The sequence below is a fragment of the Micromonospora desertarenae genome, from assembly GCF_056150265.1.
In genome coordinates this window covers 15,382-40,313 of the sequence record NZ_JAXCFQ010000003.1, presented here as the reverse complement: position 1 = coordinate 40,313, position 24,932 = coordinate 15,382, and the positions used below count along the sequence as shown (strand labels likewise).

Genomic DNA, 24,932 nt, shown 5'->3' with positions numbered 1-24,932 from the left:
GGGCCCACCCTGCCCGGACCACCCGCACCTGGAGGAAGAGCAGAGATGTCCCAGCCACCGACCGGGCCGGGCGGCTACCCGCCGCCGTACCCGCCGCAGCCGCCGGCCGCGCCCGGTCAGCCGCCCGCGGGCGGCACCGTGTACGGCGCCGGCCAGCCCGCGCCGCAGCAGTACGGCGGCGTCCCGCAGGCCCCGCCCCCGGCCCAGCCCGCGACCGCCCCGACCGGGTACGCCCCGCCCGGCGCGCCCTACGGCGGCCCGGTCTCCACGCCGCCCGCCTCCGGACCGGCGTACGGCCAGCCGCTGTCCGCGCCGCCGCTGTCCGCGCCGCCGCTGTCCGCGCCGCCGCTGTCCGGACCGCCGCTGTCCGGGCCGCCGCTGTCCGGGCCGCCCGGTTCGGTGCCGCCGTACGGCGCGGCGCCGGCCGCCGGCAAGGGGCGCACCGTGCTGGTGCTGGCCGTGGTGGCCGGCCTGCTCTTCGTCCTCGGCGGGGTGATGACCGGCCTGTTCGTCACCACCAGCAGCGAGCTGGACCGGACCGAGAAGAAGATGGCCAGCCAGGTCAGCGAGCGGGACGGCACGATCGCGGCGAACGCCCAGGAGATCGAGAAGCTCAAGACCGACCTGCAGAGCGTGCGGGACAAGCTGGCCGACACCGAGCAGGACCTGACCGGTACCCGGAACGACCGCGACGAGCAGGCCCGGCAGAAGAAGGTCATCGCGACCTGCCTGGACAAGCTCACCACCGCGCTGAACGCGGCCGCCGCCGGTAACCGCGCCGAGTTCGACAAGGCCAGCAAGGGCCTGGACAAGGTCTGCAACGAGGCCGAGGACTACCTCTGAGCCGACCCGGCACCCCGGTCATGGCGCGGGGCGGTCCGCGCCCCACGCCATGACCGGCCGGGTCAGGCGGCGCCGGCGGGGCGCCGGTCGGGCAGGGCGGTGACCCCGGGCGGCGGCAGGCCCGCGGTCGAGGCGAGCAGCGCGCACCAGGCGAGCAGGTGCGGGGCCAGGTTGTCGTCCACCGGCGTCCAGGAGGCGCGGATCTCGATGTCGCCGGCCGCGGGCGGGCCGGCCAGCTCGCCGAACCGGGTCGACATGGTCTGGGTGACCGTCCCGCCGATCGCCCGGTGCCGGGCGTCCTGGGCGTCCAGGGCGTCGGTCAGCCAGGTCCAGCCCACCCCGGGCAGCAGCGGGTCGGCCGCCAGGTCGACCTCCAGCTCGGCGGTCACGTAGGTGACCAGCCGCAGCGTCCCCTGCCAGGCCTCGTGGCCGGCCGGGTCGTGCAGCAGGATCAGCCGGCCGGTGGCCACCTCGTCGTCGTCGCGCAGCACGGCGGCGGAGAGCGCGAAGGCGTACGGGGCGAGCCGCTGCGGCGCGCCCACCTCCTCCAGCACGATCTCCGGCCGGGGCGCCGCCGACCGCAACCCGGCGACCGCGCGGGCGAAGGTCTCCGGAAGCGCGATCGGGGGGGCCATGCCGGCAGCCTATGCCCGCGCCCGGCCGCCGACCGGGACGGCACGCCGAGGGACGGCTCCGGGCGCACGGGCCGGCCCTCGTCGACCAGAGTCGTTCGGCCCTCTCGTCGCACATCACAAAAGGCGGCGGTGGGCGCGGGCGCCGGCGGGCACCGTGGCACGATTGCCGCGATGACCACCGACACCACGGGCACCGCCGCCCGAGACGAGGCACCCCGCCCCGGCGGACCGGCCGACTCGCCCTTCGTCCGGGCCTGCCGGCGCCGGCCGGGCCCGCACACCCCGGTCTGGTTCATGCGGCAGGCCGGCCGGTCGCTGCCGGAGTACCGGGAGATCCGGGCCAACGTGGGGATGCTGGAATCCTGCCGCCGCCCCGACCTGGTGGCCGAGATCACCCTCCAGCCGGTGCGCCGGCACGGGGTGGACGCCGCCATCCTGTTCAGCGACATCGTGGTGCCGGTCGCCGCGGCCGGGGTCGACCTGGACATCGTGCCCGGCACCGGGCCGGTGGTGGCCGAGCCGGTACGCACCGCCGACGACGTCGAGCGGATCCGGCCGATCACCCGCGCCGACGTCTCCTACGTGGACGAGGCGGTCCGGCTGCTGGTCGCCGAACTCGGCGACACCCCGCTGATCGGCTTCGCCGGGGCGCCCTTCACCCTGGCCAGCTACCTGGTCGAGGGCGGCCCGTCGCGCACCCACGCGAAGACCAAGGCGCTGATGTACGGCGACCCCGAGCTGTGGCACGCGCTCTGCGCCCGGCTGGCCGAGGTGACGCTGGCCTTCCTGCGGGTCCAGGTGGACGCCGGGGTCTCCGCGGTGCAGCTCTTCGACTCCTGGGCCGGTGCCCTGTCGGAGGCGGACTACCGCCACTACGTGCTGCCGCACTCGACGGCAGTGCTCTCCGGCCTGGCCGACGCCGGTGTGCCGCGGATCCACTTCGGGGTGGGCACCGCCGAACTGCTCACCGCGATGGGCGAGGCCGGCGCCGACGTGGTCGGCGTCGACTGGCGTACGCCGCTGGACACCGCGACCCGGCGGATCGGCCCCGAGAAGGCCGTGCAGGGCAACCTCGACCCGGCGGTGCTGCTCTCCCCGTGGCCGGTGGTCGAGGCGGAGGTGCGGCGGGTCCTGGCCCAGGGCCGGGCCGCCCCCGGGCACGTGTTCAACCTCGGTCACGGCGTGCTGCCGGAGACCGATCCCGACGTGCTGACCCGGGTGGTCGCCCTGGTGCACGAGCTGTCCGCACGCCCGGCCGACGGGAGCTGAGCCCGGTGGCGCGGCCGTGGCGGGTGGCGGTGGTGGGCGGCGGGATCGCCGGGCTGGCCGCCGCGGTCCAGCTGCGCGACCGCGCCCCGGCCGGCACCGAGATCACCGTGTACGAGCAGTCCGGCACGCTCGGCGGGAAGCTGCGCACCGGTGAGCTGGCCGGCCAGCCGGTGGAGTTCGGCGCCGAGTCCTTCCTGATGCGGGACCCGGCCGGCGGCGAGTCCGCCGCCGTCGCCCTGGTCCGCCGGCTCGGGCTGGCCGACCGGATCGTCCACCCCACGGTCGGGCGGGCCGCGCTCGCCCTGCACGGGGAGCTGCGGCCCATCCCGGGCGGCACCCTGGTGGGCGTACCCGGGGATCTGGCCACGGTGACGACGGTGGCCCGGCCGGACGCGGCGGCCGACCGGGACGAGGGCCGCCCGCTGCTCGGACCGGACTCCGACATCAGCGTCGGCGCGCTGGTCCGGTCCCGGTTCGGCGACGAGGTGGTCGACCGGCTGGTCGACCCGATGCTGGGCGGGGTGTACGCCGGCCGGGCCGACGACCTGTCGCTGGTCACCACGATGCCCGCGCTGGCCCGGGCCGCCCGGGTGGAGCACACCCTGGTCGGCGCCGTGCGGGCCGCGCAGGCCGCGGCGCCGCGCGCCCCCGGCGCCCCGGTCTTCGGCACCCTGACCGGCGGGCTCGGCACCCTGGTGGAGGCGGCGACCCGAGTCAGCGGCGCGACCCTGCGCCGCAACGCGGCGGTCCGCGAGCTGCACCCGACGCCGGCCGGCTGGCGGCTGACCGTCGGCCCGACCCGGGACGCGGAGCAGGTCGAGGTCGACGCGGTGGTGCTCGCCGTGCCGGCGCGCCCGGCCGCCCGGCTGCTCGCCGGGCCGGCGCCGGAGCTGGCGGACACCGTCGGCGGGCTGGACTACGCCAGCGTCGCGCTGGTCACCCTCGCGCTGCCCGAGCCGGAGCTGCCGGAGCTGTCCGGCTTCCTGGTGCCCAGCACCGAGGGGTTGCTGATCAAGGCGTCCACGTTCTTCACCACCAAGTGGGGGCACCTGCGCCGGCCGGACGGGCTGGCGCTGGTCCGCGCCTCGGTCGGCCGGTACGGCGAGGAGGCCGCGCTGCAACGCCCGGACGAGGACCTGGCCGCGACCGTGCACCGGGAGCTGTCGGCGGTGCTCGGCGTCGCGCTGCCCGCCCCGGTGGCCGGGCACGTGCAGCGGTGGGGCGGCGCGCTGCCCCAGTACACCCCCGGCCACACCGACCGGGTCGCCACCGCCCGGGCGGCCCTGCGCGCGGACCACCCCACCCTGGCGCTGGCCGGCGCCGCGTACGACGGGGTCGGCATCCCGGTCTGCGTGACATCCGGGGCGACGGCGGCCAACGAGATCATCACAGCACTGGAGGGACCGGCGAGATGACCGAGCAGACCAACGCGGCCCGGCTGCGCGAGCTGAACGAGACCATCCGCTACACCATGTGGTCGGTGTTCCGGGCCAGCAGCCCGCTGCCGTCGCTGCGGGACAACGTCACCGGCGAGGTCGAGGCGCTCTTCGAGGAGCTGGCCGGCAAGGACGTGGTGATCCGCGGCACCTACGACGTCGCCGGGCTGCGCGCCGACGCGGACCTGATGATCTGGTGGCACGCCGAGTCCAGCGACGCGCTCCAGGACGCCTACCTGCGGTTCCGCCGGACCACGCTGGGTCGCGCGCTCACCCCGGTCTGGTCGCAGATGGCGCTGCACCGGCCGGCCGAGTTCAACAAGAGCCACATCCCGGCGTTCCTGGCCGGCGAGGAGGCCCGCGCCTACCTCTGCGTCTACCCGTTCGTCCGCTCGTACGAGTGGTACCTCCTGCCGGACGCGGAGCGGCGCGAGCTGCTCGCCGAGCACGGCCGGATGGCGCGGGGCTACCCGGACGTACGGGCCAACACTGTCGCCTCGTTCGCGCTCGGCGACTACGAGTGGATGCTCGCATTCGAGGCCGACGAACTGCACCGGATCGTCGACCTGATGCGTGACCTGCGCGCCTCGGGCGCCCGTCGGCACGTCCGGGAGGAGATCCCGTTCTTCACCGGCCGCCGCCGGTCCATCGCCGACATCGTCAACTGCCTGGTCTGAGTTCCGGCCGGCGCTCCCGTCGTCCGCCCCGCCGCCGGTGGGTCGCCGGACGGACGCGGCAGGCGGCGACGTTGGTGCGGTAGCCCTGTCGAGCTGCCCCGACAGACGGGGCGGCACCCGCCGGTGGCCTGCCGCGGGTGGTCCCACCGGTGGGGCAGCTCGACAGTGACCAGGCAGGCACCGTCCACCGCCCGCGTGGCGCGTCGGGTGACCGCCCTGACAGGATGCGGCGATGGCGACGCACCTCCTGCTCGACTTCTTCGGCACGCTGGTGGACTACTCGCCCAGCCGCACCGAGCAGGGGTACCCCCGGAGCCACGCGCTGCTGACCGGCTGGGGTGCCCAGGTGGACTACGTCGAGTTCCTGGCCGCGTGGTCGGCCGTCTCCGCCGAGTTCGACCGGCGTAGCGAGGTCGACGACCGGGAGTTCTCGATGACCGAGCTGGGCACCGAGTTCCTCCGCCGGGTCCTCGGCGCCGAGCCCGATCCGGCCGGCGTCGAGACGTTCGTGGCCACCTACCTGTCCGAGTGGAACGCCGGGGTGCGCTGCCCGGCCGGGATGCCGGAGCTGCTCGCCGACCTCGCCAGCCGGCACCGGCTCGTCGTGGTCACCAACACCCACCGGGCCGAGCTGGTCCCCGACCACCTGGCCGCGATCGGCGTGGCCCACCTGGTCGACGCGGTGGTCACCTCGGTCGAGGTGGGTTGGCGCAAGCCGCACCCGGCGATCTACGCGGCGGCGCTCGACGCCGCCGGCGTACCGGCCTCGGCCGCCGTCTTCGTCGGCGACACCTTCGCCGCGGACTTCGCCGGGCCGGAGGCGGTGGGCATCCGGTCGTTCCTGATCGACCCGGCTAACCGGCACCCGGTGCCCGCCGGGCGCCGGCTCGCCTCCCTGTTCGACCTGCCCGACCGGTTGGCCGGCCGGGCCGGCTGACCGCACCGCGAGCGCGCGGACCGGACCGGCCGACCGGGGCGGGGGGCGGCCGCGGTCGACCGGTCCGGTGGACGGCGCGCCGGCCGGCCGGCGCGGGTGCCGTGGCGCCGGCCGTCGACGCCGACCGGCCGGGGCCGCGTCCGGAGGCAGGGGGACGCGGCCCCGGCCGGCGATCAGCTGCTCGTCGTGCAGGTGAGCACCGGCGCGGTGTTGCTGGTGCCGTTCCACGAGCCGAGGAAGCCGAACGTGGTGCTCGCCCCGGCGCCGAGGGCGCCGTTGTAGGCGACGTTGCGCGCGACGATCCGGTTTCCGGTGCTGCCGACCGTGGCGTTCCACGCCGAGCTGACCTGCTGGCCGTCGGCGTAGGTCCAGGTCACCGACCAGCCACTGATCGGCGACCCGCCGTTGGTCACCTGCACCTCGCCCTGGAAGCCACCGGCCCACTGCCCGGTGACCCGGTACGTGGCGGTGCAGGCGCCGGCCGGCGGCGGGGTGCTCGGCGGCGGCGTGGTGGGCGGCGGAGTCGTGGGCGGCGGGGTGGTGGGCGGCGGCGTGGTCGGCGGCGGGGTGGTGGGCCCGCCGCCACCGGAGAAGTCGACGTCGCTGCACAGGTAGTACGACTGGTCGAGGTGGCTGGCCTGCCAGATGGTGTAGACGATGTGCCGGCCGGTGCGACCGGGCGCGTTGGCCGGGATCTCGATGGAGACGCCGTTGGTCTCCGGCTTCCACTGCGACGCCGGGGTGTTGCCGATCTGGCCGACCAGTTCCAGGTCGTCCCAGCCGAGCGGCTCGGTGAGCGCGTCGAAGCCCTGCCGGGTCACGTACACCCGGATGTAGTCGGCGCCGTGACTGGCCTGGTCGTACAGGCGGACCCGGAAGCTGTTCGACACCGGCGTGGTCTTCCAGGCGCCGACCGTGTCGAGCGCGTTGTACCGGCCGCCCTCGGTGCGGCCGCCGCTGCACAGCTGGCCGTTCGGGATGGCCGCCTGGTGGTTGCCGGCGACGCCCTCGCGGAACAGGCCGTTCCAGTTCCACATGGCGTTCGGGTTGGCCTGCCAGGCCTGCCAGCACATCGGGTCCTCGGTCGCCATCCGGGGATTCTGGAAGTCACTGCCCCAGCGCTGCCAGCAGCCGTAGTTGCGGGAGGCGGGGTCGACCACGGAACCGTGCGCGGCGACCGGGTTGGCCAGCGCCGTGGTCAACAGGAGGATGGCGGCCGCCGCGGCGGCGAGCAGCCACAGGACGCGTGATCGTCGGAGCTGAGTGGACAAGGGGAGCCCCCAGGGCAGAGGTCGGACGATGACGCCCGGACGACCGGGAGTTGCCCCTCCCGGTGCTCGCGTGGCTCCCGTGGCTCCCGTGTGGCTCTGCCCGGCAGGCTGCCACACAGATCGTCAACCGTCAATCGGCTCCCGGCGCATCGGGGTGTGCGGGATGCCGTCCTCGACGTACTCCGGCCCGCTGACCGTGAAGCCGTGCCGGGCGTAGAAGTCGACCAGGTGCGACTGCGCCTCCAGCACGCAGGGCCGGTCGCCGACCTCGGCGAGCGCCGCGGCCATCAGCCGGCCGGCGTGGCCGCCGCGGCGGGCCTCCGGGGCCACCACCACCCGGCCGATCCGCGCCACGCCGCCCGGGTCGGCCAGGATCCGCAGGTACGCCAGCGGCACGCCGTCGTGCTCCAGCCACAGGTGCCGGGTGCCGGGCTCGACGTCCCGGCCGTCGAGTTCCGGGTACGGGCACCGCTGCTCGACCACGAACACGTCGACGCGCAGCCGCAGCAGGTCGTGGAAGGTGCGGGCGTCCAGGTCGGCGAACCGGGCGACCCGGACCCCGGTGCTCAACGACGGCATCCCGCGATCCTATGCCGCCCCCGTCCGGCCCCCTCACCCTCCCGTTCCCCGGGCGGGCGCCCCGCGACCGTCCGATCGCGCGCCGGGCCGGCCCCGGCGGGTCGCCCTGCTGCTGCTCAGCCGGAGCTCACGAGTGTGGGTGGCGTCAGGCGGGGCGGGCGCCGACCGCGTCGCGGACCTCGGCGCCCTTCGCGCCCTCGACCGCGCGGGCGCAGTGGGCGCAGCAGAAGAAGCGGCCGGAGACCTCCACGCCATGGCCGATGATCTTGATCTGGCAGTGCTCGCAGATCGGGGCGAGCTTGTGCGCCGCGCACTCGAAGCAGTCGAAGGTGTGCACGTCGCCGCTGACCGTCCGCACCTCGAACGCCATCCAGTAGTCGTTACCGCAGACCTCGCAGGTTGCCACGACAGATCCCTCCGAACGGAACGTTTCCTCCAGCCTGCGGCAGCCGCCGCGCCGAGGGGACGAAACGGGCCAACGAGACCCGGCCGGCGGCGTGTCGCGCCCGGCGTGTCGGACGTTGTACCTGCTGGACGCCCCGACCCCGGAGGAACACGTGATCAAGCGCAACCGACTCTTCGGCAACCAGACCCGGGTCACCTTCTGCCTGCCCCGGGACACCCCGCCCGGCGCGGTGAGCGTGGTCGGCTGCTTCAACGACTGGGAGCCGGGCCGGCACGAACTGGTGGCCCGTCGCGACGGCACCCGGACGGTGACCGTGAAACTCGGCCCGGGGGAGTACCGGTTCCGGTACCTCGCCACCGGCGGAGTGTGGCTGGACGACGACTCCGCCGACGAGATCGACGAGCGGGGCGGCCTGCTGCGGCTCTGACGCCGCCGCCTCACCGCTTGGAGCCGTCCCGCCACGGCTGGTGAGATGTCGAGCGACTTCGATGATTTTATCGACAGGAGTCTTTACTGTTAACAAGGTTTAATTTACTTTGATGGCACACCACCGCAGGCTTGAGCCGAGGGAGTTGCCAGCATGCGTCGAAGAATCACCGTCCCGCTCGTGGCGGCGGGCGCCGTCGTGTCCTCGCTCGCCGTCGCCGCCCCCGCGCAGGCGCACGGCTACGTCTCGTCCCCGCCCAGCCGGCAGGCGCTCTGCGCGCAGAACCGGGTCCCGGACTGCGGCCAGATCAAGTACGAGCCGCAGAGCGTCGAGGGCCCGAAGGGGCTGCGCAACTGCCACGCCAACATCGCCCACTTCGCCGTCCTCAACGACGACAGCCGGGGCTGGCCGGCCACCTCGGTCGGCAGCTCGGTGACCTTCACCTGGGTCAACACCGCCCGGCACGCCACCAGCAACTGGGAGTACTACATCGGCGGCACCCGGATCGCCGTCTTCAACGGCGGCGGGCAGCAGCCCGGCGCCACCGTGTCGCACACGGTCAACCTGGGCGGCTACTCCGGCCGGCAGAAGGTCCTGGCCATCTGGAACATCGCCGACACCGCCAACGCCTTCTACTCCTGCGTGGACCTGCAGATCGGCGGCGGTGGCGGCCCGACCCCCAGCCCCACCACCCCGCCGCCGACCGCGTCGCCCACCCCGACGCCGACGTCGCCCACCAGCCCGCCCGCCCCGGGCGGCAGCTGGACCGTCGGGCGCGCGTACCAGGCTGGTGACCAGGTCACCTACGGCGGGCAGAGCTACCGCTGCCGGCAGGCGCACACCGCCCTGCCGGGTTGGGAGCCGCCGAACGTGCCGGCGCTGTGGACCCAGCTCTGACCGTACGGGTGCGGCCCGTGCCGGTACGGGCCGCACCCGGCACCGCCGGGCGGGGCGGCGAGGTCACCGGCCGGCGTCGCCGCGCCGCCCTCGCCGCGCTGCTCGGCCTGCTGCTGGTCCCGGGTTGCGCCGCCGACCCCGCGCCGGCCCCGGCGGGCGCCCCGGCGCCCGCCGCGACGGCGAGTGCCGCGATCCGCGGCCTGGACGTGGTGTTCCTGACCATGATGGTGGCGCACACCGAGCGGACCCTGGAGATCGTCGGGCTGGTGCGGGACCGGCTGACCGACGGCGAGCTGCGCACCCTGGTCGCCGCGATCGAGTCGACCGAGTCGGACGAGCTGGCCACCATGCGCTCCTGGCTGCGCGCCGCCGACCCTTCGGCGACCGCCGGTCACCACGACCACACCGGGCACGCCGACGCCGGCGACCTGGCCCGGTTGCGCTCGGCCACCGGGGCCGACGTCGACCGGGTGCTGCGCGAGGTGCTCACCGCGCACCAGCAGGCGGCCGCCGACCTGGCCCGGGCGCACCGGGCGACCGCGGTCGCCCCCGAGGTGGCCGACCTCGCCCGGCGCGTCGAGCAGTCGCGCACCGCCCAGGTCGAGCTGATGGCGGGGCGGCCGGCCGCGGGTCGGTGAGCCGTGGCACCCGACCCGCGACGCGCGGCGGCGGGGTGGCCGCCCACCCCGCCGCTTCCGGCCCGTCACCGTCGCCGCCGAGCCAGGACGGGCTCGCCGGTGTCCGCGGGCGTCGTGCGGTCACCGCCGGCGGGCCTGCCGGAGCGCGAGCACGACCGGCAGCAGCGGCACGCGGCCAGCCGGCGTACGTCGAGGAGGCCCACCGTTCGACAGTTGGCCGACCCGCGCCAGCCGACGGGTCAGCGCGGCTCGAGGCGGATGGAGACCGAGTTGACGCAGTGCCGGGTGTCCTTCGGGGTGAAGCCCTCGCCCCGGAAGACGTGCCCGAGGTGGCTGTCGCAGCGGGCGCAGCGGATCTCGGTCCGGACCATGCCGAGGCTGCGGTCCTCGATCTCCTTGACCCGGCCGGGGATGGCGTCGTCGAAGCTCGGCCAGCCGCAGTGCGAGTCGAACTTGGTGTCGCTGGCGAAGAGTTCCAGCCCGCACGCCCGGCAGTGGTAGACGCCCGGCGTCTTGGTGTTCACGTACTCGCCGGTCCACGGGGCCTCGGTGCCGGCCTCGCGCAGCACCCGGAACTCCTCGGGGCTGAGCCGGACCCGCCACTCGTCCTCGGTGCGGGGCAGTTCGGTGTCGTCGAGACTCACCCGCCAACGGTACGTCGGTCGTCGCACCGGTGGCATATGGTCGCGCAATGGGTGGCACGAAGGCAGCGGCGGAAGAGTTCGACGTGGCCGGGCACACCGTCCGGCTGACCAGTCCCGACCGGGTCATCTTCCCGCAGCGCGGCTTCACCAAGGCGGACGTCTTCCACTACTACCTCGGCGTCGGCGACGGGATCATGCGCGCCCTGCGCGACCGCCCGACCACGTTGCAGCGCTTCCCCGAGGGCATCGAGGGCGAGATGTTCTTCCAGAAGCGGGTGCCCACCCGGGGCGTGCCGCCGTGGGTGGCGACCGCCGAGATCAGCTTCCCGAGCGGGCGCAAGGCGGCCGAGCTCTGCCCGGCCGACCTGGCCCACGTGGCCTGGGCGGCGCAGATGGGCACCGTCGTTCTCCACCCGTGGCCGGTCCGCGCGGCCGACGTGGACCGCCCCGACGAGCTGCGCGTCGATCTCGACCCCCAGCCCGGCACCGACTTCGCCGACGCCGCCACCGCCGCGGGTGAGCTGCGCGCCATCCTCGACGAGCTGGGCGCCGCCGGTTGGCCGAAGACCTCCGGCGGCCGGGGCGTGCACGTCTACCTGCGGATCCAGCCGCGCTGGACGTTCGTCGAGGTGCGCCGGGCCACCATCGCGCTGGCCCGCGAGCTGGAACGCCGCCGGCCGGAGCTGGTCACCACCGCGTGGTGGAAGGAGGAGCGCGGCACCCGGGTCTTCGTCGACTACAACCAGATGGCCCGCGACCGCACCATCGCCTGCGCCTACTCGCTGCGGGCCAACGCCCGGGCCACCGTCTCCACCCCGGTCGGCTGGGACGAGCTGCCCGACGTCGACCCGGACGACTTCGACCTGCGTACCGTGCCGGCCCGGCTGGCCGAGCGGGGCGACCCGCACGCCGGCATCGACGACGCGGCGTGGGACATCACCCCGCTGCTGGAGTGGGCCGAGCGGGACGCCGCCGCCGGCCAGGGCGACCTGCCCTACCCGCCCGACCACCCCAAGATGCCCGGCGAACCCAAGCGCGTCCAACCCTCCAAGGACCGCGACCGCCCCCGCTGATCTCCCGGCCGGCTGACGGTCGGCGGCCCGGCCCACCGCCTCCCGACCGGCCGCAGGTCAGCCGGTCACGCGGTCAGCGGGGGTTGGTGAAGTTCTCGACCGCCGCCTTGGCCGAGCGCAGGTCGGCGCCGGTGAGCTTCCGGTAGGCGGCGATCGCCTTGATCTTGTCGCCGCGGACCAGGTGTTGCCGGACCTCCGCCGGCACCGGGTTCGGATCCGGCACGCCCAGGTGGTCCATGACGAGCTGCAACCGGCGCTCGATCTCGCCGAGCCGGTACGCCAGGTGCGACTGCTGCGGGGTTCGGGCCAGGATCGCGATGAGCAGCGCGACGACGCCCAGCAGCAGGACGGTGAGGGGAGTATCCATGCCGACGATCCAAGCAGCCCGATACCAACGCCCGACCCCCTCTCCCGATCCTCGGCGGCGCCGATCCGGCGGGATCCGCCCAGCTCCGACAGCCCCGGTCCGGCTACCGCGCGGCGACCGGGCGAGCGGGCGACCGGGGACCGCCGGGTAACGATCAAGTAACGGGCGCGAACCTTTCCCCACCCGTCACCGCTTTAGCTGTTCGTCGGCCCGACGGGGGCCAGGGGAGGGCGTCGGATGAAGCTGGTGTGGAGGCGGGCCCGGGCGGCACGGGGCCTGCTGGCCGCCGCCGTGGTGGCGGCACTGGTCGCGGTCGCGTTGGTCACCGGGCTCTCCGACTACAGCCGTCGGGCGGTCGAGGCCGGGCAGCAGGCCCTGCTCGCCCGGGCGTCGATGGAGGAGCGCAGCCTGCTGGTGACCGGCTCCGGCGGCAAGGACGTCGCCGAGTACGCCACCCGCGACCGGGCCATCCGGGACGGCTTCACCGCCGCCCTCGGCGGCGCCCCGCTGGCCGTCACCGGCGCCCGCTACGGCACCGGCCGGGAACTCACCGGCGACCTCGGCTCGGTGGTCCGGACCGACGACGACCCGATCTTCGCCAACCTCGCCACGTTGGACGACCTGCCCGCCCACGCCGACCTCACCGCCGGCGCCTGGCCCACCGCCGGGGCGGTGCCGGCGCAGGTGACGCTGCCGGAGAAGGTCGCCGGCGCGCTGGGGCTGACCCCGGGCGCCCGGGTGCCGCTGCGCGACCGCGCCAGCGAGCGGTCCAGCGAGGTGGTGCTCGCCGGCACCTGGCGGCCGCGCGACGCGACCGACCCGTACTGGCAGCTGGCTCCGGGGGTCGGTGCCGGCAGCGTCGCCGAGTCCGGCACCTCGTACGGGCCGTTCGTGCTGGACCGGGCCGACTTCGAGGCGGTCTTCCCGGGTTCGGTCTCGGCGTCCTGGGTGGTCGAGCCGGACCTCGTCGCGGCCGGCGTCGGCCGGCTGCCGGAAGTGCGCCGGGCGATGACCGAGGCGGTGGCCGAGGTGCCGGAGGCGGCCGGCCTCGGTTCCTCCGCCCGCACCGTGACCTCGATGGAGCGGTTGATCGACCGGATCGCCCGGGCCGACCTGGTGGGCCGGTCCGCGCTGGCCACCCCGCTGCTGCTGATCGTGGTCCTCGGCGGGTACGCGCTGGTGCTGGTCGCCGCGCTGCTGCACGAGGACCGGCGGGGCCAGACCGCGCTGCTGCGCGCCCGGGGTGCCGCCCGCCGGCAACTGGCCGGCCTGGCCGCCCGCGAGGCGACAATGGTCGTCCTGCCGGCGGCCCTGCTCGGGCCGCTGCTGGCCGGCGAGGCGCTGCGGTTGGTGGGCACCGGTGGCCCGGCCGAGCTGAGCAGCACCGCCGGCGGCGGGACCCTGGTCTGGGCGGCGGCGTCCGCCGCGGCCGCCGGGTGCCTGGTCGCCATGGTCGCCCCGACGCTGCGCGGCTCCGGCACGTACGTGGCCGACATGGCGGCGCTGTCCCGGCCCACCCGCTCCGCCACCGTGCAGCGGGCCAGTCTCGACCTGGCGCTGGTCGCGCTCGCCCTGCTGGCCTGGGTGCAGCTGCGCCAGTACTCCTCGCCGCTGACCGGCGCCGCCGGCCGGCTCGGGCTCGACCCGCTGCTGGTCGCCGCGCCGACGCTCGGCGTGCTGGCCGGCGCGGTGGTGGCGTTGCGGCTGCTCCCGCCGGCCACCCGGTTCGCCGAACGGTTCATCGACCGCAAGTTGTGGACGGCGACCATGTTCGGCATGTGGCAGGCCGGGCGCCGCCCGCACGCCGGGCCGGTGCTGCTGCTCGCCCTGGCCGTCGGCGGCAGCACCCTCGCCTGGTCGCTGGTCGCCACCGGCGAGCGGTCCCACCTCGACCAGGCCGACCACACGGTCGGCGCCGACCTGCGGGTGGTCGAGCGGGCCGGCGGGGTGCCGGTCACTGCCGTCGGTCAGCGCGCCGGGGAGGTCGCCGCCCTGGCCGGCGCCGACCGGACGCTGCCGGCCTGGCGCGACGAGGTGCGCGTCGGCCGGGACGACCTGCCGGTGACCGTGGTGGCCGTGGACGCGGCCGCCGCGGCCGACGTGATGCGGCTCGACGAGCGGCTCGCCGACGTCCCGCCGCCGGCGCTGTACGACCGGCTGGTCAGCCGGCGGGCCGCCCCGGCCGGGGTCGAGCTGCCCGCCGGCACCCGCGCGCTGACCGGGACCGTCAGCACCCCCGTCGAGAAGGCGGTGCGCCCGCACCAGATTGCCGTGTCGATCCTGCTGAGCCAGGATGACGGGCTGGCCTTCCGGCTGCCGGTGGCCACCGGCGACAGCGACGGCCGGGCCGTTGCGTTCACCGTCGAGCTGCCGGAGACGGGCGGCACCCTCCGGCTGGCCGGCTTCGAGGCCGACGGCGGCGACGCGGCGGGCCGGGCGTACGGGCTGGTGGTCGACGACCTGAAGCTGGTCGGGGCCGACGGCACGGCGCGCCCGGCGGAGTTGGCCGGCACCTGGGCGGCCACCAGCGGCTTGCTGGGCGACCGCGGTCCCGCGTCGGTGACGCCGACCGGGGTGACCGCCGAGCACGCGGTCGAGTACCTCGACGGTGGCCGGTTCGCCTTCCAGCCGCCGTCCCGGTTCGCCGTCGTGCCCGACGACGACAACCCCCCGGTGCCGGCGCTGATGACCCCGGCGGTGCGGGAGGCGCTGAGCCTGCGCGAAGGGGACACCTACACCCTCGCGCTCTCCGGCGTGTCGGTGCCGATCATCCTGGTCGGCGAGGTGGACGCGCTGCCGTCCGCCACCGGCGCCGGGGTGCTGCTCGACCTGCCCGCGGCGAAGGACTGGCTGATCCGTGAGCAGGGCGCGGTGCGGCCGGTGCCGGAATGGTGGGTGAAGACCACCGGCGACGGGCACGACGAGGCGGCCCGGGCCGCCGGCGACCTGCCCGGCGCCACCGTCCTCGACCGGCGCGCGGTCGCCGCGGAGGCCGCCGACGACCCGTACTGGCAGGGCGCCCGCACCGGGCTGCTCGCCGCCGCGCTCGGCTCCGTGCTGCTCGCCCTGGTTGGCCTGGTGGTGGACGTCTGGGCCACCGCGCGACACCGACTGTCCGAGTTCGCCGTGCTGCACACCCTCGGCGCGAGCCCACGGCTGCTGGCCCGGGCGCTGCTGGCCGAGCAGACCTTCCTCGCCGGCATCGGCGTGGGCGTCGGCCTGCTGCTCGGTGCGGCGGTCGGCGCGACCATGGCCCCGCTGGTCATCCTCACGCCGGCCGGTGGCCGGCCGGTGCCCGAGGCGGCGTTCGCGCTGCACTGGGCGCCGATCGGGGCGACAGCGGTCGGCCTGCTGCTGGCGGCGCTGGCCTTCAGCGTGTTCATCGCGCTCGGCATCCGGCAGCGGGTGGCGGCGGCGCAGTTGCGGATCGGGGGAGAGCGGTGACCGGGCGGAACGGACTGACCAGCGAGTGTGGGGAGACGGCGCGATGAGCATTGGCGCGGCCATCCGCCGGGTCCGGGCGCACGGCGGGCAGTTCCTGCTGCTGGCGATGTTGACCCTGGTCGTCTCGCTGCTGGTCAGCGGGGTGCCCCGGGTGGTGAACCGGCTCGCCGAGCAGGGTCTGCGGGAACACCTGGCCGGCCAGCCGGCGGCGTTGCGGGACCTGACCTACAGCACCGAGCCGCTCACCGCCGCTCCCGGCGCGACCAAGCTGGTCGAGGCCTACCAGCGTGAGTTGGACACGCTCCAGGCCGGCATGCCGCCGGCCGTGCGGGGCGCGGTGGCGCAGCGCTGGTACGCCGGTGAGTCCGAGCAGCACCGGGTGACCGGTCCACACCTGGCGGCGAAGAACCTCCTCGTCGACCTGGCCCTGCGCACGATGCCCGGCGTGCAGGAGGCCGCGACGCTGGTCGAGGGCCGCTGGCCCGAGGACCGGTGGGCGGCCGGCGAGCCGTTGCAGGTGGCGTTGAACACCGACGTCGCCCGGCGGCTCAACCTGCGCGTCGGCAGCCGGCTGCAGATGGCCACCGGGGCGCCGGACGACACGTCGGCGCGGCTGCCGGTGACCGTGGTGGGGTTGTTCGAGCCGATCGACCGGTCCGACGGGATCTGGGACAACCTGCCGTCCGCCCTGGAGGTGGTGGAGCCACCCGGCGACGCCATGCCGTTCATCGGTGTCGGACTGGTCAGCCCGGCCGGGCTGGACGGCCAGGCGCTGGCCGGGGTGCCGCTGCGGTTCAGCTGGCGCTACCGGATGGGCGCGGACGGCATCGACGTCCGGAAGCTCGACCAGCTGATCGACAGCATCGAGCAGATGAAGCGGGAGACGCCGCCGAGGCGGACCCTCGTGCAGGGGCTCGACCTCCCGCTGCGGGAGTTCGCCGCCGCGCTGACCGCCGCCCGGACCCTGCTCGCGGTGATCGCGGCCGGGGTGCTGGCCACCCTGGCCGGGCTGGTGACGCTGGCCGCCGCGCTGAGCACCCGGCGACGGCGCGAGGAGTTCACCCTGCTGCGCGCGCGGGGCGGCTCCGCGACCGCCGGGGCCCGGCGCAGCCTGGCGGAGTCGCTGCTGGTCATTCCGGCCGCCGCGGCGGCGGGCTGGCTGCTCGGCACGCTCGTCCCGGGTCCGCCCGGCAGCACCTGGCCGCTCGCCGTCGCGGCGGCCGCGCTGCTCACCCTCGTGCTGCCGGTGGCCACGCTGGTCGCCCCGGTCGGCGGCCCGGGTCGGCGCGACCTGATCCGGGTGCGCCCGTCCGCCCGGCGGCTCACCGTCGAGGTGTTCGTGCTGCTGCTGGCCGCGCTGGCCACCGTCCTGCTGGTGCGCCGGGGGTTGACCCCCGGCGACGTCGACCCGTTGCTGGTGTCGGTCCCGGTGCTGCTCGCGGTCGCCGCGGCGATGCTGGCACTGCGCGTGTACCCGTGGCCGTTGCGGCTGGTCAGCCGGCTCGCCGCGCGGACCCGGGGCAGCGTGGCGTTCCTGGGCACCGCGCGGGCCGGCCGGTCGGTGGTGGCCGCCCCGCTGGTCGTCGTGGTGCTGGCCATCGCCACCGCGGCGTTCTGCGCGGTGGTCGCCACCGGCATCGAGGCCAGCCGAGACCGGACCGCCAGCCGGACAGTGCCCGGCGACGCGCTGATCCGCGGCGACCGGCTCGCCCCGGACACCGGCGCCGAACTGGAGCGGCTGCCCGGCGTGCGGGTCGCCGCTCCGGTGCTCGACGAGCCGGCGCAGCGGCCGGCGGCGGACGCGCTCGGCGCCGAGGCCCTGATGGGCACGGTGACCGTGCTGCTGGTGGACGGGCCGGCGCTGGACCGGCTCACCAGGTCGGCCGGCCGCGACGTGCCGGTGCCGGCGGCGCTGCTCGCCCCGGCCGGCCAGGCGGGCGCGCTACCCGCCGTGGTCTCCCCGCTGGTCGCCGAGGACCTGGCCGAGGCCGGGCTGGCCGACTCCGCCTTCGTCAGCGTGCAGGGCCAGCGGTACGAGTTCCGGGTGGCCGAGCGGGCGGAGAGCTTCCCGCTGCTCCGGCCCGCCAACGACCGGTTCGTCATCCTGCCGTTGCAGTCGCTGCCGCGCCGCGACTACGACCCGGTGCCGACCGGCTTCCTGGTCGCGGGGGAGGATCTGGACGCCGAGGCGCTGCGCCGGGTCGGCGACGAGGGCCAGAGCCGCTACCAGACCGGCGGTGCCGTCACCGGCCGGGAGCGCCCGCGCGGCGTCGAGGTGCTCACCTGGGCGGACGTGCGTCGCCAGGTGGGTGAGGGCGGGGCCAACGGGGTGCTGGTCTTCGGCTTCGCCGCCGGCGCGGCCGGCGGCACGGTGCTCGGTCTGCTCGCCATCGCGTTCTGCGTGCTGGCCGGCGCCCGGGCCCGGGGGCAGGTGCTCTCCCGGCTGCGCACCCTCGGGCTGTCCCGCCGGCAGTGGCGGGGATTGCTGCTGGTGGAACTGGCCCCTCTGGTGGGCGTGTCGGTGCTCACCGGCGCGCTGGTCGGGGCGCTGCTGCCGGTGCTGCTCACGCCCCTGCTCGGTTTGTCGGCCTTCACCAGCGGCGCGCCGGTCACGGTGACGTTCGAGCCCGGCCTGGTCGCCGGGGTCGTCGTGCTCGGGGCCGTCGCGCTCGGCTTCGCGGTCGCCGTCGAGACCCTGAACAACCGCCGGCTGCGCCTCGGTGAGGTGCTCCGGCTCGGAGAGGAGAGTTGAGATGACCGCTACCGCCCAGACTCCGACGGTGCCGGACCTGGCCGCCCTCCAGGCGCGGGCCGCCGAGCGCGCGGCCCAGCGGGCCGGCGGCCAGCACCGGCTGCGCGGGCACATCGTCTGCGACGGCCTGGTGCGCATCTTCAAGACCGAGGGCGTCGAGGTGGTCGCCCTGCAGGGCCTGGACCTGGTGATCGACCGGGGTGAGCTGGTGGCGATCGTGGGCGCGTCCGGCTCCGGCAAGTCCACCCTGCTGAACATCCTCTCCGGGCTGGACACCCCGACCGCCGGCATCGCCCGGGTCGGCGACTACGACCTGCTCGACCTCTCCGCCCGCCGGCGGCTGAGCTACCGGCGGCAGATGGTCGGGTTCGTCTGGCAGCAGACCGGCCGCAACCTGCTGCCGTACCTGACCGCGCTGGAGAACGTCGAGCTGCCGATGCAGTTGGCGGGGCGCGGTGGTGGCCGGCGGGCCCGCCGGCAGCGGGCCCGCGAGCTGCTCGACATGGTGGGCGTCGGCTACTGCGCCGACCGCCGGCCCGGCCAGCTCAGCGGTGGCGAGCAGCAGCGCTGCGCGGTGGCGGTGGCGGTGGCCAACGACCCCGAGGTGCTCTTCGCCGACGAGCCGACCGGCGAGCTGGACGAGGCGACCGGCGCCGAGGTCTTCGCCGCGCTGCGGACCATCAACGCCGAGCTGGGCGTGACCATCGTCGTGGTCACCCACGACCACGCCGTGGCCGAGCAGGTCCGCCGGACCGTCGCGATCCGCGACGGCCGGACCGCCTCGGAGGTACGCCGGACCGCGCGGATCGGCGCCGACGGCAACACCGAGCTGGTCGCCGAGGAGTACGCGGTGCTGGACCGGTCCGGCCGGATGCAGCTGCCGGCGCCCTTCGTCGAGGCGCTGTCGCTGCGCGACCGGGTCCGGCTCAACCTGGAGCCGGACCACGTGGAGGTACGCCCGGGCGACCGTGCCCGGAACGAGCGGGAGGCGGGGGCATGAGCGAGTGGATCATCGGACTCGGCGCGACGCGGCCGGGTGGCGGCGCGCGGCGGAGCGGAGCGGCGGCATGAGCGAGGACGTCGTGGTGCAGGGTCAGGCCGCCGGGGGGAGCGCGGTGACCACCGACGAGGTGGTCCGGGTGGAAGGGCTCAGCCGGACCTTCGGGCGCGGCGAGCACGCCGTGCACGCCGTGCGGGACGTCTCGTTCCGGGCCGGCCGCGGCGAGCTGGTCGCGGTCCGGGGCCGCTCCGGGGCGGGCAAGACCACCCTGCTGAACCTCGTCGGCGGGCTGGACCGGCCCAACGCCGGCCGGGTGGTGGTGGCCGGGCACGAGGTGACCAGCGCCGGCGAGCGGGAGCTGCTGGAGCTGCGCCGGGGAACCATCGGGTTCGTCTTCCAGACCTTCGGGCTGGTGCCGATCCTCTCCGCCGCCGAGAACGTCGGGGTGCCGCTGCGGCTGGCCCGGGTGCCGGCGGCGGAGCGGGAGGAGCGGGTGGCCGTGCTGTTGGAGATGGTCGGCCTCGGCGGGCACGCGGCCCAGCGGCCGTACGAACTCTCCGGCGGCCAGCAGCAGCGGGTCGCGGTGGCCCGGGCCCTGGCCAACGAGCCGGACCTGCTGATCGCCGACGAGCCCACCGGCCAGCTCGACTCGGAGACCGGTCGGTCCATCATGGACCTGCTGCGCGCGGTGGTGCACGCCCGGGGGATGACCGCCCTGGTCGCCACGCACGATCCGGCCCTGATCGACCTGGCCGACCGCGTCCTCACCCTGCGCGACGGCCACCTGGCCGACGACTGAGCCCCGGCGGATCCGCACCGCCCCCGGTGCGGACCCGCCCCCGCTCCCGTCCGGTCCCGCTCCCGGTCGGTCCCGGTCCCGGTGGCGCCGCCGGTCCCGTTCGGACCGGCTCCCGGACGGTCCCGGCCCCGGTCGCGCCGCCGGTGCCGGGTTCCGGTGCCGGCCGGTTCCGGTCCCGGCCACACCGTCGGGTCCGCTCCGGCTGCCGGTCCCGGGCCGGTCCGGGGCTCAGTCCCGGCAGCGGCGCCGGTGGTAGGCCACGGTGAGGGCAAGCAGCAGCGGCCCCCAGAGCAGCAGCGGCGCGTAGCAGGCGAGCATCAGCACCCAGCCGGCCGGCGTGAAGCCCGTCCCGTCGCCCAGCACCACGTTGACCGCGGCGTACCCCCAGATCAGGATGAGCGCGACGGCGCCGGCGGTGGCCGCGGTGACGGCGAACGGCGGTGGCACCCGCCGGCCGCCGACCAGCGGCAGCCAGCGCGGGAAGACCTCGCCCCACGGCCGGACCAGCCCGATCGCGAGCAGCGCGAGCGCCTCGGAGACCAGGCTCAGCGACACGATGTACGCGGCCAGCCAGCCCCGGATCGGCTCGTCCACGCCCACCGTGCCGAGTGGTACGCCGGCCACCAGCGCGACGCGCCACAGCCCGGACGGGAGGGTGAGCAGGGGGATCAGGTGGGCGGTCCGCACCGCCCACCGGGGTGCCGGTCGCCCGTCGCGGGGGTGGCGTGACGGGGCGGCGGCGACGGCGGTTGCGCTGCTCATGACGGTCTCCGTTCCTCGGCGGCCGTTCCAGCCTGGCCGGCCGAGGAGGGCCGGACACCCCGCCGCCGGGGGAACCGGCTCCCCGACGCGGGGGAGCGCGGGCGGTCCGGCGGATCGCGGCGGCGGCCTGGTCCGCACGCCGCCTCGGCCGGCGGCCGCGCGACGGCGAGCGTCCGTCTCCACGCGGCCTGGGCCGGCGGCCGCGCGACGGCGAGCGTCACCCCGCCGCGCCGCCTCGGCCGGTTACCGCGACGGCGAGCGGTCGCCGCCGGGGGCGCGCGGATCTCGCCGGGGAGCCGTCAGAGCGGGAGCTTCATGCCCTCGTGGCTGGCGACGAAGCCGAGGCCCAGGTAGAAGCGGTGCGCGTCGTGGCGGGTCTTGTCAGTGGTGAGCTGCACCAGCGCGCAGCCCCGCTGCTTCGCCTGGTCGATCGCCCAGGTCATCATCGTCCGGCCGAGCCCCTGGCCACGCCGGTCCGAGCGGATCCGCACCGACTCGATGAGCTGCCGTTCGGCGCCGTGCCGACCGAGGCCGGGAATGTAGGTCAGCTGCATGCAGCCGAGCAGTTCGCCGTCGGCGTCGGCCACGATCAGCTGGTTGCGCGGATCGGCGGTGATGTCGGCGAACGCCTTCTCGTACGCCGCGTCCACCTCGGTGTGGTCGCGCGCCTTGCCGAGCACGTCGTCGGCGAGCAGGGCGACGATGGCGGGCAGATCGGCCCGGACGGCCTCACGGAAGATCACTTCGCTCATGCCGGTGAGCCTGGCACAGCGACCCCGGCCGATGTGCGGGCACCGGTTGCCGCCACCGGGCAGCATGGTGCGACATGGACGCCCTGCTGCTGCCGTTCCGGTTGATCTACCGGGGGCTGGTCTGGTTCGCCAACTCGCCCCGGACGCTGATCACCTCGTATCTGCTGATGATCGTGGTGGCCGGCGTCATCTACGGCGAGGTGGAGAACCGCACCCCGGCCGACGCGGTCTGGTGGGCGGTGGTGACCGCCTCCACCGTCGGGTACGGCGACATCTCACCCACCAGCTGGGCCGGCCGTACCCTGGCCGCGCTGCTCATCTCCACCATGGTCCTGCTGGTCATCCCACTGATCACCGCGCACTTCGCCAGCCGGCTGATCGTCGACGACGACGCCTTCGAGCACGAGGAGCAGGAGCAGCTCAAGGCCGACGTACGCCGGATGCGGGCGCTGCTGGAGGAGCTCGCCACCCGGCACGGCATCGAGCTGCCGGACCTGCCGGCGGAGCGCCCGGTCAGCGGGCCGGGCAGCGCAGCCCCGGCCTGGGAACGGTCAGGTCGATCAGGTAGGCGTCGACGGCGGCGGTGATGCAGGTGGTCTGCGGATAGGCGGTGTGCCCCTCGCCCTCCCAGGTCAGCACCCGGCCCACCCCGAGCATCGTGGCGAGCGCGGCGGTCTGCTCGTAGGGGGTCGCCGGGTCGCCGGTGGTGCCGACCACCACGATCGGCGGCGCCCCCTCGGCCCGGCCGGTCGGGTACGGGTCGCGGCCACCGGGCCACTCGGTGCAGGAGAGCATGCCGACGGCGAGCGCCGGACCGAACAGCGGGTACTTCTCCCGCCACTGCGACTGCAACTGGCGGATCCGCTCCCGGCTCGGCTTCTCCTCCTCGTCGGCGCAGTTCACCGCCAGGTTGGCGTCGAACAGGTTGGAGTAGTGCCCGTCCTCCTCGCGGCCGGCGTACGCGTCGGCGAGGCGGAACACCTGCTCCGGGTCGCCGCCCTCCAGCCGGTCGACGGCCCGGGCCAGCTCCTGCCACCCGGACTCGGTGTAGAGCGAGGAGATGACCGCGTAGAAGACCCAGCCGGGGGTCGCCTCCCGCCCGTCGGCGCCGCGCACCGGCGAGACCCGTGCCTTGTCGATCGCCGAGGTGACCGCGGCCCGGGCGTCCGGCGCGATCGGGCAGCGGCCGGCGTTGGCGGCGCACCACCGGGTGAAGTTGTCGAACGCCCGCTCGAAGCCCTTGGCCTGGCTCTCCGAGCCGGCGATCAGCCCCATCTTCGGGTCGACCGCGCCGTCGAGCACCAGGGCGCGCACCCGCTGCGGGTAGAGCTGGGCGTAGGTGGCGCCGAGCAGGGTGCCGTAGGAGTAGCCGAGGTAGGTGAGCCTGTCGTCGCCGACGGCGGCGCGCACCGCGTCCATGTCCCGGGCGGCCTGCTCGGTGCCGTAGAGCGGCAACTGGTCGCCGTAGCGCTCTCCGCAGCCCCGCCCGATCCGCTGGCTGAGCGCGACGAACCCGTCGAACGCCGCCTGGCTCGCCGGGTCCGGGTCGTAGCCGAAGCTGGCGTCCAGGTCGGCGTCGGAGATGCACTTCACCGGGCTGGACCGGGACACCCCGCGCGGGTCGAAGCCGACGATGTCGAAGCGGTCGGTCACCGAGGCCGGCAGGCCGCCGAACGCCGGGCCGAAGGAGAGGTAGACGGCGGTGTCCACGCCGGATCCGCCGGGGCCGCCCGGGTTGACCACCAGCGAGCCGATCCGGTCGCGCTGCTTGGTGGAGCGGGCCCGCAGCAGCGCGATCTCGAAGGTCTCGCCGACGCCCGGCCCGGCGGTGGCCCCGGTGCCGGTGCCCCAGTTGCGCGGCACCGCGATCCGGGCGCACTCGTAGCGCATGCCCGGCGCGCCCCGCCCGACCAGCTCCTCGGCCACCTCCGGGCAGGCCCGCCAGGTCGGCGCGGTGCCCGGCGCGGCCGCCTCGCCGTCGGTGTCCGTCCGCGGCGCGAGCGCCGGGAGGGTGCAGCCGGCGGCGACCAGCGCGGCGCCGGCCAGCCCGGCCAGGGTGAGCCGGAACCGGCGGATCCGGTCGGAAGTGCGGGTCACGAGCGAGCCTCCGTGATCGGGTCGACGGCCAGGCTACGCCGGACCGGCGGCGGACCCGACGGTCGCCGCGGGGTCACCGCGCAGCACCTGGTCCACGTCGAACCGGACCGGGCGGTCGAGCTGGTCGTAGCCGCAGGAGCGCGGGTCGCGGTCGGGCCGCCAGCGGACGAACTGGGCGGTGTGCCGGAACCGGTCGCCCTCCATGGCGTCGTAGCCGACCTCGACCACCAGGTCGGGACGCAGCGGCTCCCACTCCAGGTTCTTGGTGCCGGTCCACCGGCTGACCCCGCCCGGGATCCGCTGGCCCCGCTCGTGGTCGCCGTGCACCCACGGGTGCTCGGCACCGGCGTCCCGGTAGGGCGCCAGCTCGTCGAGCAACTCGGCCCGGCGGGCCATGGTGAACGAGGCGCACACCCCGACGTGGTGCAGCACGCCGGCGTCGTCGTAGAGGCCGAGCAGCAGCGAACCCACCACCGGGCCGGACTTGTGCCAGCGGAAACCCGCCACCACCACGTCGGCCGTGCGGGCGTGCTTGACCTTGAACATCAGCCGCTTGCCCGGCTCGTACGGCAGGTCGGCCGGCTTGGCGATCAGCCCGTCCAGGCCGGCGCCCTCGAAGACGTCGAACCAGCGGTGCGCGGTCTCCGGGTCGGTGGTGATCTGGGTGACGTGCACCGGCGGGCGCACCCCGGCCAGCGCGGCCTCCAATCGGGCCCGCCGCTGCGGGTAGGGCGCGTCGAGCAGCCTTTCGTCGCCGAGCGCCAGCAGGTCGAACGCGACGAAGTCGGCCGGGGTGGTCTCGGCGAGCAGCTTCACCCGGGAGGCGGCCGGGTGGATGCGCTGGGCCAGCAGCTCGAAGTCGAGCCGGGGCTGGCCGCCCGGCCCGTCGCGGCGGATCACGATCAGCTCGCCGTCGACCGCGCACCGCTCGGGCAGTTGCCGCCGGGCCTGCTCGACCACCTCGGGGAAGTAGCGGGTCATCGTCTTGCCGCCCCGGCTGGCCAGCTCGACCTCGTCGCCGTCGCGGAAGACGATGCACCGGAAGCCGTCCCACTTCGGTTCGTAGGTCATCCCGGCGGCGGTGGGGATCTTCGCGACGCTCTTGGCCAGCATCGGCTCGACCGGCGGATTGATCGGCAGCTCCACGGCGACCAGTCAACCAGACGGCACCGACAACGGTGAGGCGGATCACCGCCGGCACCCGGGTGGCGTGTCCCGCGTCGTCCC

Annotated in this window: 24 protein-coding genes; 14 read left to right on the top strand and 10 right to left on the bottom strand. The window is 75.5% G+C overall.

Going from position 1 to position 24,932, the window contains the following annotated elements:
• Positions 1-45 precede the first annotated feature (45 nt).
• Positions 46-843, top strand: coding sequence for a hypothetical protein (locus SM577_RS06150; RefSeq protein ID WP_474586464.1), 798 nt, complete (start codon positions 46-48; stop codon positions 841-843).
• Positions 844-905: 62 nt separating this feature from the next.
• On the opposite strand, the gene SM577_RS06145 is transcribed toward SM577_RS06150, so the two are convergent.
• The gene (locus SM577_RS06145) at positions 906-1,478 is read right to left on the bottom strand and encodes a DUF3000 domain-containing protein (protein WP_302917540.1); all 573 of its coding nucleotides are present in this window, start codon (positions 1,476-1,478) and stop codon (positions 906-908) included.
• A 171-nt stretch (positions 1,479-1,649) separates the two neighbouring features.
• Here SM577_RS06145 and hemE point away from each other — a divergent pair, with 171 nt between their 5' ends.
• The 4 genes from hemE to SM577_RS06125 all read left to right on the top strand — a co-directional run bounded on the left by hemE (position 1,650) and on the right by SM577_RS06125 (position 5,797).
• Complete coding sequence (hemE, locus tag SM577_RS06140; protein ID WP_302917539.1) at positions 1,650-2,747, top strand: uroporphyrinogen decarboxylase; 1,098 nt, start codon at positions 1,650-1,652, stop codon at positions 2,745-2,747.
• Between the two features lie 5 nt (positions 2,748-2,752).
• Positions 2,753-4,162 carry a protoporphyrinogen oxidase gene (gene hemG, locus SM577_RS06135; protein ID WP_474586463.1) on the top strand — a complete coding sequence of 470 codons (1,410 nt, stop codon included), beginning with the start codon at positions 2,753-2,755 and terminating at the stop codon, positions 4,160-4,162.
• Positions 4,159-4,860 carry a hydrogen peroxide-dependent heme synthase gene (hemQ, locus tag SM577_RS06130; RefSeq protein ID WP_302917537.1) on the top strand — a complete coding sequence of 234 codons (702 nt, stop codon included), beginning with the start codon at positions 4,159-4,161 and terminating at the stop codon, positions 4,858-4,860. Before hemG ends, hemQ begins: the two co-directional genes overlap by 4 nt.
• A gap of 232 nt (positions 4,861-5,092) precedes the next feature.
• Positions 5,093-5,797 carry an HAD family hydrolase gene (locus tag SM577_RS06125; RefSeq protein WP_302917536.1) on the top strand — a complete coding sequence of 235 codons (705 nt, stop codon included), beginning with the start codon at positions 5,093-5,095 and terminating at the stop codon, positions 5,795-5,797.
• Between the two features lie 173 nt (positions 5,798-5,970).
• On the opposite strand, the gene SM577_RS06120 is transcribed toward SM577_RS06125, so the two are convergent.
• The 3 genes from SM577_RS06120 to SM577_RS06110 form a co-directional block, all read right to left on the bottom strand.
• Positions 5,971-7,068: a lytic polysaccharide monooxygenase auxiliary activity family 9 protein gene (locus SM577_RS06120; protein ID WP_474582814.1), complete on the bottom strand. Its 1,098-nt coding sequence runs from the start codon at positions 7,066-7,068 to the stop codon at positions 5,971-5,973.
• 123 nt (positions 7,069-7,191) lie between these two features.
• Positions 7,192-7,647 (bottom strand): GNAT family N-acetyltransferase, encoded by a 456-nt coding sequence (locus SM577_RS06115; RefSeq protein ID WP_302917535.1) that lies wholly within the window; start codon positions 7,645-7,647, stop codon positions 7,192-7,194.
• A 145-nt stretch (positions 7,648-7,792) separates the two neighbouring features.
• Positions 7,793-8,053 (bottom strand): Prokaryotic metallothionein, encoded by a 261-nt coding sequence (locus SM577_RS06110; RefSeq protein WP_302917534.1) that lies wholly within the window; start codon positions 8,051-8,053, stop codon positions 7,793-7,795.
• A 151-nt stretch (positions 8,054-8,204) separates the two neighbouring features.
• On the opposite strand from SM577_RS06110, the gene SM577_RS06105 reads away from it, so the two are divergent.
• The 3 genes from SM577_RS06105 to SM577_RS06095 all read left to right on the top strand — a co-directional run bounded on the left by SM577_RS06105 (position 8,205) and on the right by SM577_RS06095 (position 10,015).
• Positions 8,205-8,480 (top strand): isoamylase early set domain-containing protein, encoded by a 276-nt coding sequence (locus tag SM577_RS06105; RefSeq protein ID WP_302918698.1) that lies wholly within the window; start codon positions 8,205-8,207, stop codon positions 8,478-8,480.
• A 153-nt stretch (positions 8,481-8,633) separates the two neighbouring features.
• Entirely contained in the window at positions 8,634-9,377 is a 744-nt protein-coding gene (locus tag SM577_RS06100) for a lytic polysaccharide monooxygenase (RefSeq protein WP_302917533.1), read from the top strand.
• The gene (locus SM577_RS06095; protein ID WP_474586462.1) at positions 9,362-10,015 is read left to right on the top strand and encodes a DUF305 domain-containing protein; all 654 of its coding nucleotides are present in this window, start codon (positions 9,362-9,364) and stop codon (positions 10,013-10,015) included. The genes SM577_RS06100 and SM577_RS06095 overlap by 16 nt, the downstream gene beginning before the upstream one ends.
• A 239-nt stretch (positions 10,016-10,254) precedes the next feature.
• Here SM577_RS06095 and msrB read toward each other — a convergent pair whose 3' ends face one another.
• Positions 10,255-10,659, bottom strand: a complete 405-nt coding sequence (msrB, locus tag SM577_RS06090; RefSeq protein ID WP_302917531.1) for a peptide-methionine (R)-S-oxide reductase MsrB — start codon at positions 10,657-10,659, stop codon at positions 10,255-10,257.
• Between the two features lie 47 nt (positions 10,660-10,706).
• Here msrB and ligD point away from each other — a divergent pair, with 47 nt between their 5' ends.
• The gene (gene ligD / locus SM577_RS06085; RefSeq protein ID WP_302917530.1) at positions 10,707-11,732 is read left to right on the top strand and encodes a non-homologous end-joining DNA ligase; all 1,026 of its coding nucleotides are present in this window, start codon (positions 10,707-10,709) and stop codon (positions 11,730-11,732) included.
• Between the two features lie 73 nt (positions 11,733-11,805).
• On the opposite strand, the gene SM577_RS06080 is transcribed toward ligD, so the two are convergent.
• The gene (locus SM577_RS06080) at positions 11,806-12,099 is read right to left on the bottom strand and encodes a hypothetical protein (protein WP_474582812.1); all 294 of its coding nucleotides are present in this window, start codon (positions 12,097-12,099) and stop codon (positions 11,806-11,808) included.
• 237 nt (positions 12,100-12,336) lie between these two features.
• Between SM577_RS06080 and SM577_RS06075 the strand changes: the two genes are divergently transcribed.
• From SM577_RS06075 to SM577_RS06060, 4 genes are all read left to right on the top strand, one after another.
• The gene (locus SM577_RS06075) at positions 12,337-15,543 is read left to right on the top strand and encodes an FtsX-like permease family protein (RefSeq protein ID WP_474586461.1); all 3,207 of its coding nucleotides are present in this window, start codon (positions 12,337-12,339) and stop codon (positions 15,541-15,543) included.
• A 43-nt stretch (positions 15,544-15,586) separates the two neighbouring features.
• Positions 15,587-18,295, top strand: a complete 2,709-nt coding sequence (locus SM577_RS06070) for an FtsX-like permease family protein (RefSeq protein ID WP_474586460.1) — start codon at positions 15,587-15,589, stop codon at positions 18,293-18,295.
• 1 nt (position 18,296) lies between these two features.
• The gene (locus tag SM577_RS06065; protein WP_302917526.1) at positions 18,297-19,295 is read left to right on the top strand and encodes an ATP-binding cassette domain-containing protein; all 999 of its coding nucleotides are present in this window, start codon (positions 18,297-18,299) and stop codon (positions 19,293-19,295) included.
• Between the two features lie 67 nt (positions 19,296-19,362).
• The gene (locus tag SM577_RS06060) at positions 19,363-20,094 is read left to right on the top strand and encodes an ABC transporter ATP-binding protein (RefSeq protein WP_302917525.1); all 732 of its coding nucleotides are present in this window, start codon (positions 19,363-19,365) and stop codon (positions 20,092-20,094) included.
• 228 nt (positions 20,095-20,322) lie between these two features.
• Here SM577_RS06060 and SM577_RS06055 read toward each other — a convergent pair whose 3' ends face one another.
• The gene (locus tag SM577_RS06055) at positions 20,323-20,856 is read right to left on the bottom strand and encodes a hypothetical protein (RefSeq protein WP_474582809.1); all 534 of its coding nucleotides are present in this window, start codon (positions 20,854-20,856) and stop codon (positions 20,323-20,325) included.
• Between the two features lie 299 nt (positions 20,857-21,155).
• Entirely contained in the window at positions 21,156-21,608 is a 453-nt protein-coding gene (locus SM577_RS06050; RefSeq protein ID WP_302917523.1) for a GNAT family N-acetyltransferase, read from the bottom strand.
• 74 nt (positions 21,609-21,682) lie between these two features.
• Between SM577_RS06050 and SM577_RS06045 the strand changes: the two genes are divergently transcribed.
• Complete coding sequence (locus SM577_RS06045) at positions 21,683-22,195, top strand: potassium channel family protein (RefSeq protein ID WP_474582808.1); 513 nt, start codon at positions 21,683-21,685, stop codon at positions 22,193-22,195.
• Here the strand turns inward: SM577_RS06045 and SM577_RS06040 are convergent.
• Both SM577_RS06040 and SM577_RS06035 read right to left on the bottom strand, forming a co-directional pair.
• Entirely contained in the window at positions 22,122-23,684 is a 1,563-nt protein-coding gene (locus tag SM577_RS06040) for an alpha/beta hydrolase (protein ID WP_474586633.1), read from the bottom strand. The two genes, SM577_RS06045 and SM577_RS06040, sit on opposite strands and share 74 nt — an antisense overlap.
• A gap of 54 nt (positions 23,685-23,738) precedes the next feature.
• The gene (locus tag SM577_RS06035; protein ID WP_474586459.1) at positions 23,739-24,851 is read right to left on the bottom strand and encodes an ATP-dependent DNA ligase; all 1,113 of its coding nucleotides are present in this window, start codon (positions 24,849-24,851) and stop codon (positions 23,739-23,741) included.
• Between the last annotated feature and the right edge of the window lie 81 nt (positions 24,852-24,932).